At 40.2% G+C, this 13,089-nt stretch carries 10 protein-coding genes and 1 pseudogene; 7 read left to right on the top strand and 4 right to left on the bottom strand.

Features of this window, described 5'->3' with window-relative positions:
- Positions 1 to 338: HEAT repeat domain-containing protein (locus tag RRG12_RS07930; RefSeq protein ID WP_420758900.1), on the top strand; the 338-nt coding region annotated here is incomplete at its 5' end.
- A gap of 708 nt (positions 339 to 1,046) precedes the next feature.
- Here the strand turns inward: RRG12_RS07930 and RRG12_RS07925 are convergent.
- Positions 1,047 to 2,672 (bottom strand): annotated as a pseudogene (locus tag RRG12_RS07925) (IS1634 family transposase).
- Positions 2,673 to 3,421: 749 nt separating this feature from the next.
- On the opposite strand from RRG12_RS07925, the gene RRG12_RS07920 reads away from it, so the two are divergent.
- Positions 3,422 to 4,291 (top strand): PEP-CTERM sorting domain-containing protein, encoded by an 870-nt coding sequence (locus RRG12_RS07920; RefSeq protein WP_420758899.1) that lies wholly within the window; start codon positions 3,422 to 3,424, stop codon positions 4,289 to 4,291.
- A gap of 167 nt (positions 4,292 to 4,458) precedes the next feature.
- On the opposite strand, the gene ltrA is transcribed toward RRG12_RS07920, so the two are convergent.
- Together ltrA and RRG12_RS07910 are read right to left on the bottom strand one after the other, a co-directional pair.
- A complete protein-coding gene (gene ltrA / locus RRG12_RS07915) occupies positions 4,459 to 6,246 on the bottom strand; it encodes a group II intron reverse transcriptase/maturase (RefSeq protein ID WP_420758898.1) in 1,788 nt (595 codons plus the stop codon).
- Between the two features lie 655 nt (positions 6,247 to 6,901).
- Positions 6,902 to 7,186, bottom strand: a complete 285-nt coding sequence (locus tag RRG12_RS07910; RefSeq protein ID WP_069070791.1) for a DUF427 domain-containing protein — start codon at positions 7,184 to 7,186, stop codon at positions 6,902 to 6,904.
- A 297-nt stretch (positions 7,187 to 7,483) separates the two neighbouring features.
- Here RRG12_RS07910 and RRG12_RS07905 point away from each other — a divergent pair, with 297 nt between their 5' ends.
- The 4 genes from RRG12_RS07905 to RRG12_RS07890 all read left to right on the top strand — a co-directional run bounded on the left by RRG12_RS07905 (position 7,484) and on the right by RRG12_RS07890 (position 10,565).
- Positions 7,484 to 7,915 (top strand): GFA family protein, encoded by a 432-nt coding sequence (locus tag RRG12_RS07905; protein WP_420758897.1) that lies wholly within the window; start codon positions 7,484 to 7,486, stop codon positions 7,913 to 7,915.
- 272 nt (positions 7,916 to 8,187) lie between these two features.
- Entirely contained in the window at positions 8,188 to 8,403 is a 216-nt protein-coding gene (locus RRG12_RS07900; protein ID WP_420758896.1) for a hypothetical protein, read from the top strand.
- A gap of 19 nt (positions 8,404 to 8,422) precedes the next feature.
- Positions 8,423 to 8,848: a type II toxin-antitoxin system VapC family toxin gene (locus tag RRG12_RS07895; RefSeq protein ID WP_094344479.1), complete on the top strand. Its 426-nt coding sequence runs from the start codon at positions 8,423 to 8,425 to the stop codon at positions 8,846 to 8,848.
- A gap of 148 nt (positions 8,849 to 8,996) precedes the next feature.
- Entirely contained in the window at positions 8,997 to 10,565 is a 1,569-nt protein-coding gene (locus tag RRG12_RS07890; RefSeq protein ID WP_420758895.1) for a metallophosphoesterase, read from the top strand.
- A gap of 41 nt (positions 10,566 to 10,606) precedes the next feature.
- Here the strand turns inward: RRG12_RS07890 and RRG12_RS07885 are convergent, their stop codons facing one another.
- On the bottom strand, positions 10,607 to 11,953 hold the full coding sequence (locus RRG12_RS07885) for an ABC transporter substrate-binding protein (RefSeq protein ID WP_420758894.1): 1,347 nt from the start codon (positions 11,951 to 11,953) through the stop codon (positions 10,607 to 10,609).
- Between the two features lie 172 nt (positions 11,954 to 12,125).
- Between RRG12_RS07885 and RRG12_RS07880 the strand changes: the two genes are divergently transcribed.
- Positions 12,126 to 12,884 (top strand): YebC/PmpR family DNA-binding transcriptional regulator, encoded by a 759-nt coding sequence (locus RRG12_RS07880; protein WP_420758893.1) that lies wholly within the window; start codon positions 12,126 to 12,128, stop codon positions 12,882 to 12,884.
- The last annotated feature ends 205 nt before the right edge of the window (positions 12,885 to 13,089 follow it).

Here is a 13,089-nt window from a genome sequence, read left to right as displayed (position 1 = left end):
GTTGGCAGGCAGCATCAAGCTTAGGGCAAATCAACCCTGGCAATGAAATTGCGATCACTACCTTGGTGCAACTGCTGCAATCAACTACTGTGGATGATAATATCCGTAAGAGGGCAGCACATAGCTTAGGGGAAATTCTACAGGTTAATAAGCATCGCTTTGAGGTAGTCAAAGCTTTAAGTGGTTATTGGCAATTGAATGGTGAATACTACGATTTAGCCTGGAAATGCGCCCAGAATATGCCTTACCTCGATTTCTATCAAGCTTGGCATCAGCATAATGTTGTTACTCGTACAATGCGAAGCTTAAAAAAAATCCTCTTCACAAGAATAATTTAAGTACTTTTGCAGCAGCGACGTTACAAATGAAGTTGCCGTTATCACAACAGCTTGTCCAATCGTTACAAAGACAGACGCAGATGTTACGAATGTTTGTCTGTTGGCAACAACAGCTTAAGAATTAATTATAAATGGATACTCATTTGCTGCAATTGGGTACTCATTTGTAGCAATTGCATACTCATTCATAACTAATGCTTAAAATTTAGTCAAACAAATTAAGTATTTATTATAAATGGGTACTCATTTGTAGCAATTGCATACTCATTCATAACTAATGCTTAAAATTTAGTCAAACAAATTAAGCATTTATTATAAATTGGTACTCATTTGCTGCAATTGCATACTCATTTGTAGCAATTGCTTATGCATTTGTTATAAATGCTTGAACGTTAGTCACAATAGCTTGACTCTTTGTACCTAATGCTTGTGCAATTCTTACTAATGCTTAAACAAAACGTACAAGTCTTATATCCCATATTCCGCACTTCAAATTGAAGTATAAAAAGATTACGAGGAAGAGAAAAGCCAAAAATTAGGATAGTTAAGAACTAGAGTACAGAATGAATCTAACGCATGAAGATAAATGAGCAAATATAAAAAATTTGACCCATAAAATAGGTTATGCAAGGACGCTGATTTTGAAGAGCAATGATTGTTCCTCCAGATGTTGATAAATTTTGATTCAATCTGAAAACAGTGTTTAGCTTAAGAAAGTAGATAATACTTTTGACAAGATGATGGTAAACAATTCAAAATATAATGGCGTTCTGAGGTTAAATTAATCACTTGATTAATCCCATTTAAAGTCAAAAAGTGAATTCCTTGGAAACATTGAAAGACCCATCTTAAGGTAGGAGAAATTGTTAATTTTCCTAGTTGATTTTTGATGCCGACTTTGAGTCTTTTTAAGCTATTTCTCAGTTCCCTTTGACCAAGATTATAAACTAACAGACACAAAGACATTAAAAATAACATCGTCTCAATGCGCTCAGGGTTTTCTACAAAAAAACTATCTGCAAAAAATAAAGGGTCTTTCAGAAATCTAAATCCTCTTTCACAAGACTGTTGATTTTTATAAGTTGTAATAATTTCTGAGGGTGTTAACTTTTCGTCATCAACTAAATTCGTCGCTAAAATAAATCTTCCGGCTGATTTTCTGAGGATTTCTATCTCTTCTAGTTTTTCATGAATCTCTGCTGAGATTTTATAAACAGTTTTCTTCTGTTTTGACTGACTTTCAAAAAGTTGGAGTTCTTTAATTTCAAAGAGTTTCAGCTTTTTATTGATGACTTTTAGTTTATATCTGGCTGTCTGCGGAGTTTCAAAATCTTCTCTTTTTAATTCTTGTAGTAGTTTTTCAACGTTAACTTTTTCTTTCTTGAGCCTTTGCTCTAGCTTCTCTAAATCACTGGACTTTCTTTTTTGGCTTTCTACTATCAGCCAAGTTTGTTTAATCCCACCATAATTTACTATTTCTTCTTTCCACTGGTATTCATCTAAAGTTTGGGCTACCCCTTTCTCTCTTGATTGTGTGTTTCTCTCTTCTATCTCTACCAATTGCACTAAGTCTCGTGCTTTTTTTATGGTCATTGGCACTCTACTTATCCATTTTAAATGTGCAATTAAATTGAGATTTTCCTGACTATATAATGCACTATCACAGACCATAATACTATCGAAATCTATTTGCTTTTTAAACTCTACTAAGATTTTGCCAAATACAGCTTTGTCCGCTTCATTTCCATCTCCAACTCTCATTAATAATGGGATGTCTCCATCACTACTAGTTATTAAATCTAAAACACATTGTTTCAAATCTGGTCTGTGGTCACGAGAATATCCTTTAGTGATAATTATTGGTCTTTCCCTGGTTATTTCCGATTCTTTTTCCTGATGCTCTTCACTGTTGTATTCTCCATGCAGATGAAATGATGTTGCATCCAAATGTGAGTATTTTGTAGATAGATTAAATTTTTTAATTACTGATAATACAATTTCCATAAACAGATTATTCAATCCACTTTTATATAACTTATCCATAACTCTGCCAATTTTATCGTCATTGATGTAATCAGTTTTTACATCTTCTCACAATAATATTTCGATAGCTTTATCATCAAAAAACTGACTAAATAAATATAAAGGTCTTGAGACAAATCCTAATCCATTGATTAAAATTGCTTTCACCAGTGTTCCTGCTGTTATCTTTTCACGAGGGTCTATTCCTAATTGGGAATTAATTATTTCAACTATTCCTATTTCATCAATTAACCCAGCTACTATTCCTAAATGGTCAATATTTTTAATTTGAGTATTTTCGATTGGAGACATTTTTTACCCTCAAATGTTTTTGAGTTTATATGAATTGTCTCACTTGGATTGAACCAATGTCTATTTAGTTTTAGACAAAGCTTGAAATCAATTTCTTCTCAGCAATGTAAGCCTCACCGTCTTCGTCACACAGGTTTATTTCTGCGAGTTTATTAAAGATTCACATGTCTTATTATTTACTTGTATTCGGAAATCATTATTTAGGCTTTTATACTACATTTTGAAGTGCGGAATGTGGGTTATATTATTAACAGCACAACTCAGATTCACGACAATGAAAGCAATTGAAGCCAAGGGAACCGTGAACGAATTGGGTTAAATTTCTTTAGACAAGCCATTAACTATAGCAAAATACAGCCGCGTCCGAGTCATTGTCCTAATCACAGAAGAGAATGAAGAGGATGATGAACTTGTCGAGTCTGCCAGTGAAAGTTTTCGTCAAGGTTGGTACGATGCGATGATCGGAAATACTATACCTGTATCTCAAGTGTGGAAAGGTATTGATGTCGAGTGAACCACCTTTGATTTAAGTCAAAGCTATGAATAGGCGATCGCTATTCGCTGCATCTTAAAGCATTTCTAGCGATACGGGCAATATTTCACAGCCTTTTGAAAATTATTCAATTACATTTTGAATCTGTTAATTATTAAAACCCGCTTTGCAAATTAAATTTAAACATTATGATGTATCTATGTAATTGTACAAGTAACTTTTTTATTCTTTGACAAATTAATACCAGGAGTTTTAGGTGATAAAAAACAATAGAAAAAAGGCTGTCGCTCAAGCTATTTCCACAGCCGTTGCTTTGGGCTGGGTAATAATGCAAGTGGAATCAGCACAAGCTGCTACCTTGACGGTTAACAATCTCAATGACAGTGGCGTTGGCTCATTGCGAGATACGATCAACATTGCAACTAGCAATGACGTGGTAGAGTTCTTATTGGGCAGTAATCCTAGTACAATTACCCTGACGAGTGGGGCACTTGCAATTGCTAAAAATCTTACTATTAATGGCCCAGGTGCTAACTTACTAACCATCAGTGGCAATAATCAATTCCCCGTGTTTGATATCAACGCCGCCGATGTTACACTTTCTGGGCTAGCGATCGCTGGTAATATCAATGGTTACGATTCTAGTAACCTAACGTTGATAAATAGTACTGTTACCAGTGACGATGTGAAGATAAATAACAGTACTGGCAATGTAACATTTATCAATAGCACTATAAACGGCAACAATAGTGTAGAGATCAATACTAGTGGACTGACTGTCAATAATGGTACTAACGTAACGGCTCCAACTAACAACGGCACTGCTGGGCAAATCAACGTTGGCGGCAATATTTTAGTAATAGGAGACAGCATTACCATTGGCAATTCTGGGCAAATCAACGGTGGTGACAATAATTCAGCACCAGGAGGCGGCATTACCGTTGGCAATTCTGGGGAAATTAACAGTGGTAGTAATAATGGAGGCAGTATAACTATTACAACCGGGAACCTTATAGTGACAACAAGAGTGCCGGAACCAAGTGCGATCGCTGGTACTATACTTGCTGGTAGTCTGGCTTGGCTGGCGAAGAGAAAGCAAGCAGCATTCCGTAAGACGAAGGTATAATTACGTATAAAAATTTCCAAACAGTTTAAATAATCAGCCCACCTGTGCGGGCTGATTATTTTATGAGTAATTAATTAAACTCAACGAGGTTGTCACCAACCCCGTTGGTCTTCAAAACCGTGCGTGAGACTTTCACCTCACACGGCTCCTCAATGGTTTGGTGCTTGTCACGCATACCTCATTACCCATTTATCCTTGACTTTTTCAAGTATTCTGGTGGGCTTAGGCTCGGCACTATTGCAGCCGGATTTTATGCCAGGACTACCATCGTTGGCAGTTTTTGTATCGTGGCAATGTCTGTGTAGAAGTTGCAAATTATCGTAAATATCCTTACCACCTTGCGATTTAGGGATTTTATGGTCAACTTCTAGCACATCGCTTTCGCGGAAAAACATTTCGCAGTGGGTACACTTCCCTTTTTGCTTTTTCAGGAGTTTTGAAGTCCTATTTGGCATTTCGGGGTTTTTACCCATTCTTGTACTCCAATAAACCAGATTTCCGTCGTATGGTGACGATTCGCCTTTAACTTTCACATGACGTACTATTGGAGTGTCGGCATGTTTTAGTAACCGAGTTGGGGTTAAACCTTCCTTCCTGGTTGCGAATATCCAGTTATCACCGCCTATAGACTGCCAATACCTTTTTGACACCCATCCCCAGTTCTTTTTGGGGTGGCGGTGTTTTGCCCAGGCATATAACTTTTGGTACGTGAGGTCATCGATATCTGAGTAAGCTACCTTACTTACCACAGTCGCGTAGTAGTTTGCCCATCCCCTAATTATTGGGTTTAAATGGCTGATTAGCGCCGCTTGCGGAGCTGCCTTATGGGTTTCAATAACATTAGCGATTTGTTCATAATGTACCTTTTGCTTCTGCTTGCTTGGGGTGATGATTGTTTTAAAACCCCGTTTCGAGTGATACTTTCCTACTGGAAATTGTTGTATCGAAAAACCAAGGAAATCGAACCCTGGTTTTTCCTGCTCATACTGGTTGAGGGTGTGAGTCAGTCTCGTTTTACTGGGCTTTAGTTCCAAACCCATGCTTTTTAACCATTCAGAGATAATCTCTTTGCATCTATGGACTATGGTTATGTTTTCGTGGAGAATTACGAAATCGTCGGCATAACGAATTAGACTTAGACTTCTACGGGTATCCCGTTTATTAAGACCGTCTTTACAAGGGAGGGTATTGGCGTATTGTTTAATTCGTTCTTCCATCCCATGTAGGGCAATGTTTGCCAGTAACGGAGAAATGACCCCGCCCTGTGGCGTACCCTCAGATGTTGGAAACAACTGCTTATCATCCATCACTCCCGCTTTTAACCATGCACGTACTTGTCGGCGGATGGTGGGGAATGTATTTATTTTTCTCAGCAGTGCTTCATGGTCGATGCAGTCAAAGCATTTTGATATGTCGGCATCGAGTACAAATTTTGGCTTGAGCTTGATTGCCTTAAATATTGCTTCTACCGCATCATGGCATGAGCGTCCGGCTCTGAACCCGTATGAGTTGGGTTCAAATCGCGCTTCCCATTCTGGCTCTAGTGCCAGTTTGACAAGTGCTTGCAAGGCTCGGTCTTTCATTGTAGGTATACCCAAAGGTCGCTTCTCTTCCGTTCCAGGCTTAGGAATCCATACGCGCCTAGTTGGGCTGACCTTTGTACCCAGATTTAAGATATCAGTGAGTTCTAGACGTTGCTTTGGAGTCAGCGACTTAACGCCATCTACACCAGCCGTCTTTTTCCCTTGGTTGTCCTGGGTGACTCTACGAACCGCTAAAGCTCTTGCTGACCATGACTTCATCAGTGTCTTTTGGAGTCTGCGATATGCTTTTACATCACCACGGGCAGAGGCTTGATAAATTCTCTTTTGGAGCTTATACACGCTACGCTCTAGCTTACGCCAGTTAATAGAGTGCCATTCCACCATCAGTCTTTGAGACTGTGTATTAGACATATATACTCATTACTTGGGACTTTATCATCCAAATCACCGTAAGTCTGTCTGCATATTCTGGGCATTACCCCAGACATTCGCTTTTGACTTAATCTCCCCTACTCGCTGCATACGGTTAGCACCTACTCAGGGATTCGACCACCTGAGAGCATACGAGAGGTTATATCGTTCCGAGTGACCATACTGTGTACCTTTAGAGTGATGCTCTTCGCCGGGTTTATTGGAAGTGCTTGTTGGTCAATCCGATTCTTGCCAACTCCTTATCCTGTGCCTTTTGGCTCCAGCGCATTAAGCCTTATTTCGCTGGTTCATTGTAACGACGACTCAATTGCATCTTCAAGCCAAAGCTTTACTCATGGGTACTTTGCTCGATGCTTACCGACTTAGGCTGTCAGTAATAACACCTTTTCACCCCGCTTCAGGCTTTGATAGCTAGTCTCAAACCTGGGGGTGATGCTTTCACCGTTGCACCTACGGGGTAGGATTTGGGGGGTTCTAGGATACTAACTCTCACCTACATGGTCATTCAGTTGTCAAGGCATTGTACCTTGCGGCTAATCCTCCAAACCCTTATGGGTCTTAGTTTCTAGCCAACGATTCGCACGTCGGACATAATATCAATTACCTGAAACTAAAATACTTCCAGGAATCCTTATTAAGCCTCAACTTTTACACCCTTCCAAAAAGCAACATAGCCCTCAATATTCTTAGCTTTTTCCTTAGCGCTGGGATAATACCAAGCAGCATCTTTATTGATTTGTCCATCAACGTCGATACTGTAGTAACTAGCGACACCTTTCCAAGGACAAGTAGTGTGGGTATTACTTTCTGTGAAGTACTGCTTGTTAATGGTGTCAACAGGGAAATAATGGTTGCCTTCTACAACTACAGTATTATCGCTCTCGGCTAAAACTGCTCCATTCCAAATTGCTTTTGGCATAAATGACTTTGTAAATAAACTATACACATAATATTTTTACACTATCAGCTTATTTGTAGCGAAAGCCAGTATGAGCAACAAACCTCACCCGTCCATCCTGGGCGAATTAAAAAATACTGCCTCGTTTGGTTGCATTTCTGAGGAATAAAGTCGAGTTGCTAGTGCTGTATTATAAAACAAAAGCTAAAATCATCACACTCTACGCCATATACGCAAAACTCCATATTTTAAAATTGGAGTTTTACGTCAATGTAAGCAATTTAAATACATTTTATTTTTCGGATCGGAGAAAAAAATATGTCTAATGTGAGCATTGCAAAAGGTAGCTGCCTGTGTGGAGTAGTAAACGTTTCTACAACCCGTATGAGTAATCAGGTAGGAGCGTGTCATTGTAGTATGTGTCGTAACTGGGGTGGAGGCCCTTTGTTAGTAGTTGAGTGTGAAAGTGATGTTAGCTTCTCTGGTGAAGAAAATATCGGAGTTTATCAATCTTCAGAATGGGCAGAACGTGGATTCTGTAAGAAGTGTGGTAGCCATCTATTTTACAAATTGAAACAAAGTAACCAGTATTTCATACCTGTTGGACTATTCGATAGCTGTGAAGGTCTTGTTTTCGATCATCAGATATTCATTGATGAAAAGCCCAAATATTACTGTTTTGCCAATGAAACCAAGAATCTGACAGGAGCAGAGGTACTTGCACAGTTTACACCTCCATCAGAGCGGTAAAGATTAGATTAAAAATCATTGATCATAAGCTTTAAAACAGTAGTCTTCTTTGAAGTCAGAAGTTGCAGTTGGTCTAAAATCAGAAGTTATTGAGAAAGTAGCAAAATCTGACTCTTCTTGGTTGGTAAGTGGACAGTGGGGTGTAGTTCATTGTGAAAAATCGAGATAATTTGTAAGACAAATATACGTATCTTCACTAATTAAAGCGTCGTCTACCCTACCCGTATCACCACAACCAGCTTAGGATAGACTAGAAGCAATTTTTGAGGAAAATGGTAGAAAAAATCACAGCTGTGTTTAATGGCAAAGTGTTTTATCCGGCTGAACCGATCGCACTGCCAATCAATACCCGCGTGCGAATCAGTATTGAAATTTTACCGCCAAGTGAACATGAAACGATATCATTTCTGCAAACGGCGCGATCGCTCAACCTCGAAGGGCCAGCTGACTGGTCTGCCAATATAGATAAATATTTATACAGTAAGTAAATTATTAAGTAAACTTTTCATGCATTCTGAAGTCTTTCTTGATACATCATTTGCCATTGCCTTATCTGCACCGAGCGATCGCTTACATGACCGTGCCTTACATCTGGCTAAAATGTTACAAGCAGCAGAAACTCGTTTGGTAACAACCCAAGCTGTGATGTTGGAAATTGGCAATGCCTTATCCCAACAACCTTATCGTCAAGCGGCAATCATATTGTTAAATTCTCTAGTAGCAGACTCCAAAGTAGAAATTGTCCCTCTCTCCCAGGAACTCTACGAACGTGCTTTCGAGCTATATCGCGAACGAACAGAGAAAGAATGGGGATTTGTCGATTGCGTATCTTTTATTGTGATGGAATATAGCGGAATCACTGAAGCACTGACTGCTGATGAGCATTTTCAACAAGCAGGTTTTCGAGCATTACTGCGAGAAAATTTGCCGTAAGGATTGAGCATTAAACATCGGACATGGGGCATTGGTTATTCACAAATTACAAATGACTAATGACAAATAACTAATGACAAATGACAAATGACAATTAAATATTTCGTTACAATCGGTGTGTGCATTAGGCATTCAAGAGTTATCAGCCATGAAATTGATTTCCGATCCACCGATTCCTGTCAAAATTCAAAAGATGAAGGAACGGGTGCGGTGGATGCATCCAAGTTTTGTGCAACGGGGAATTGATCAAACCAGTCTAGTTATTGACGATCGCAGGCAGGATAATCCAGAATTTTCCTTTATGGTTATTGGTGATTCTGGCACTAAGTCCCATTCTCGACACCACCCCCAACGACAAGTTGCCGAACTGATGCTTCCTCACCGCGATGATTGCAGTTTTGTGTTGCACACAGGCGATGTAATCTATGTGGTGGGTTCCCAAGAGTATTATTCAACAAATTTTATTGAGCCTTACCGGGAATTTCTTGTCGGTGGTGACAACCCGAAAAGCATTCCTTATGACCGCATGGTGTTTAATCTGCCGTTCTTGCCAGTACTCGGTAATCATGATTACTACGATGTGCCGTTGATGTACCGTTTATTGACTGGCACAACATCATCAATACGTCGCCTGTTCCGCTACAAAGATATCGAGATTGGCTGGCATGGATCGTATCAAGGTAATGCCTATGCACGGGCATTTATGGACTACACCCAGGCGATGTCCCCACAAGAGTTAGAACGTCATTTAGATCGCCATTACACTGCAAAGACCGACACAGGACGCTGTTTGCGTTATCAACCTGGACAGTTTACCCGCTTACCTAATCGCTATTACACCTTTCGTTACGGCGGGATAGACTTTTTCGCACTGGATTCTAACACCTTTAATACACCATCACCCTTACCTGCAACTCAAGAAGGGGAAATTTATCGCCGGGAATTGCAAAAGCGTCGCCAGGAAATTGATCAAGAAGAATTGCAGATTTTGAAAATATGCGATCGCCTCAACCCAGATAAACCAAGCGAAGCAGAACAACTTGATGACCTCAGTGCCAAATTAGACCAAATAGACGAAATCAAAATCGACATTGAAAAACAACTAGCATCTCATCAAATGCCTGCTATCGACTTTGAACAACTTGAATGGTTGCGAAGCAGACTAATCGAATCTTGGAATACCTCCGAAGTGCGCGGACGTGTAATTTTTTTCCACCATCCACCATACGTCACCGAAGCTACAAAGTGGAATCAGGCACAAACCTTAGCGGTTCGCCACCGCTTGCGCTGGGTGTTTGAACAAGTGGCACAAACTCTTGGCTCTCTAATTAAAGAACGTCCCATAGTCGATTTGATTTTAAATGGACACGCTCACTGTTTGGAGCATCTTTGCACAACTGATACCGGATTTGCTGACTCTCACATTAACTGCATTATCTCTGGTGGTAGTGGTCATCGTCCCCGCTATCAACGCCGAGGAGGGACTGAATTGATGGAGACTTTTGCTGAGATTGCAGGTAAACCCACTCGGAAAGTTGCAGATTCAATGCTTTTCGTGGGTCGTCATGACTACAATTTCCAGAACCGACTGCCTTACTCATGCGTGCGGATTGATGTTCTAGATGGTTGCCCGCCCAAGTTTATCATTAGACCGCTGATTACTGAACGGGTTAAAGAAGATTGGTATAACAGTGAACTTGAACCTTTTGTAATTTAAGCGGGATGCGCGATGAATCGCGTCTCTACAAATTACCCATGTCACTTAAAAATCAAATCTAAGCGTTGCTGGGTTGCTTTGAGTGAGTCTGCTGGCGAACTTTTACCCAACAATACAGATTCAATTGCTCGACCTACACTGTCAGAAATGCGATTGTAACCAGGAAATATCGGACGCGATCGCCCATATTTAGCTTGATCTAAAAATACCTTCACCTGGGGTATTTTATTTACAAAATCCTGATATTTTGGACTTTGACGAGACTTCAAATTCACCGGTAAATAGCCAGTTCCCAATGCTAATTCTGTCTGAAATTCTTCACTCAAAGCATATTCGACAAACTTAAAAGCTGCTCTTTCGCGTTCCGGTGTGGTTTTGAAAAAGAAGAGATTCTCACCGCCAATAACAGTAGCAGGTTTTTCTCCAACCGGAATTGGAAAAACATCAAAATCGACACCAGTCTCTTGAAATTGCCCCAGAGTCCAAGGGCCATTTAATTGCATTGCGACTTTACCATTCAGCAAGTCATCCGTCTCATAACCCCGTTCTGGGCCAGATAAAATAGCGGAACCATCCGTAATTAAATTACGCCAGAATTGCAAAGCAGCGATCGCGCCTTGATTCTCTTGCAAATCTACTGCTGCCGCATTCTGTGAATCACCACTCACCAACTCGCCGCCACCACTCCACATAAATGGTAGCCAGGTGAACACTGTAAATTCTCCCTTTCCCAAAGGCAGAAACATTCCATATTGATCTGTTCGTCCATCACCATTAGTATCACGAGTTAATTTCCTCGCAACTTGTCCAAACTCCTGCCAAGTGCGGGGTAATTCAGTAATACCCGCTGCCTTAAACAAACTCGGACGGTAAAAAATACCAACATTATTCGTAGCAAAGGGCACAGACCAAATATTACCGTTGTATTTCATCGATTCATACAAAGCAGGGTCAATTTCGGCTTTAATTGAAGATTTTTCGAGCATTTCATCCAAAGGTAAAATTGCGTCGAGTTCCACCAATTGACCTGCGATCGTCGGATTATACCACAACAAATCTGGGGGTGCATTTCCTACCACCGCCGCTAAAATCTTGGGCGTTTGCTGATCCTGTTGTCCAACATAAAGTGACTCAACTTGAATATCTGGATGGGATTGATTGAATTTATTTACCAGCTTTTGCAGTACATCCCGATTTGGCGGCGGATTTACACCTTGCCACAGGGTTAAATGAATTACTTTATCTTCTTTAAGACCAGGTAGAATACTTTGACATCCAACTAAAGCTACTATGCCCACTAATAATACAAGCAGTAAGCTCCTTAAATAGTGTGACACTTTCTTACTTTTTCGCTTGGCATGGCGAGGAGGGTAAAAAAAATCGTGCATGATGTTAATTAAATTGGGTATTGGGCAAAACAGTTTCGAGTACTGAGTAAAGAAGTGAGACTACCCACTCAGCACTACTACTTCCCCACTCCCTTTTAGCAAATGCACTTTTGCATCGGAGCAAAAGTTAGGTATATCCTAAACTTGAATAGAGTTTTGATAATTTCAGATTATGGCAGGACACAGTAAATGGGCAAATATTAAGCGTCAGAAGGCCGTAGTAGATGCAAAAAAGGGAAAAACTTTCACTCAGTTATCTAGAGCGATTATCGTTGCTGCTAGAAGCGGTGTACCAGATCCGGCGCTGAATTTTCAACTCCGGACGGCAATTGACAAGGCAAAAGCAGCGAGTATCCCTAATGATAATATTGAACGAGCGATCGCTAAAGGTGCAGGCAATTTTGGCGGCGATAGTGCTACCTTTGAAGCGATTCGCTATGAAGGTTATGGTCCTGGTGGTGTAGCGATTTTAATCGAAGCCCTAACAGATAATCGTAATCGTACTGCTGCTGACTTGCGTGTAGCTTTTAGTAAAAATGGTGGCAATCTTGGTGAAACAGGTTGTGTTAGCTGGATGTTTGACCAAAAAGGCGTTTGTCTAGTGCAGGGTGTGGTTGACGAAGAACAGCTTTTAGAAGCATCCCTCGAAGGTGGTGCCCAGTCTTATGAGATGAATGAAGATGAGATGGCTGAGGTATTTACTGATATTGGAAATTTAGAAACCCTTAGCCAGACACTCAAAAATCAAGGCTTTAAGGTAACTGATGCCGAATTGCGCTGGATTCCTAGTAATAGTGTAGAAGTTACTGATCCCGATCAGGCGCGATCGCTTTTCAAGTTAATTGACACTCTAGAAGCCTTGGATGACGTGCAAAATGTCACAGCTAACTTTGAAATAGCGGAAGAACTGATGGAACTCAGCATTTCTTAATCAAAATTTATGTCGGCATCATAGCCAAATTGCAGTTATAGTAGGAGGCTGGAGGCTGGAGGCAGAAGGTAAAAGTATTACTATTCCTAGCCTTGGGGTTTTCAAAATGTCCTAACCTATGTGGCTACGGCTATATTTGGATGATGTCTTAAATCTTATCGAAACAGAATTCTGGCTCCTGAATTCTTCTTCAAATAGTTAAAGT

This window comes from Nostoc sp. CALU 546 (assembly GCF_048836525.1).
This window is presented reverse-complemented; position numbering and strand designations above follow the sequence as displayed.